This is a genomic window from Streptomyces sp. B93, from assembly GCF_018070565.1.
Taxonomy (GTDB): Bacteria; Actinomycetota; Actinomycetes; order Streptomycetales; family Streptomycetaceae; genus Streptomyces.
In genome coordinates, this window is record NZ_JAGPXL010000131.1 from 1 (window position 1) to 521 (window position 521).

Consider the following 521-nt stretch of genomic DNA (forward strand, 5'->3'; position numbering starts at 1 on the left):
TGAAGATGCGGGGCATGACCGGGAAGTGGAAGGCCATGTGGCACTCGTCGCCGCCGGAGGTGTAGTCGCCGAAGTAGTCGACGACGTCCTCCGGCCACTGGTTGGCCTCGGCCAGCAGCACCGTGTCGGGGTAGTGGGCGTCGATCTCCTTGCGCACCCGTTTCAGGAACTCGTGGGTAGCCGGAAGGTTTTCGCAGTTGGTGCCCTCCTCGGCGTACAGGTAGGGCACGGCGTCCAGGCGGAACCCGTCGATGCCCAGGTCCAGCCAGAACCGCAGCGCGGAGATCATCTCCTCCTGGACGGCCGGGTTCTCGTAGTTGAGGTCCGGCTGGTGGGAGAAGAAGCGGTGGAAGAAGTACTGCTTGCGCACCGGGTCGAAGGTCCAGTTCGATGCCTCGGTGTCGACGAAGATGATCCGTGCGTCCTGGTACTGCTTGTCGTCGTCGGCCCACATGTAGTAGTCGCCGTAGGGGCCGTCGGGGTCCTTGCGGGACTCCTGGAACCACGGGTGCTGGTCGCTG

Annotated in this window: 1 protein-coding gene; it reads right to left on the reverse strand. The window is 64.5% G+C overall.

All coding sequences use genetic code 11. The annotated features are described in order from the left end of the window. On the reverse strand, positions 1 to 521 hold a 521-nt coding region (locus tag KBY47_RS36255; RefSeq protein WP_247695775.1), incomplete at both ends, for an alpha-amylase family glycosyl hydrolase.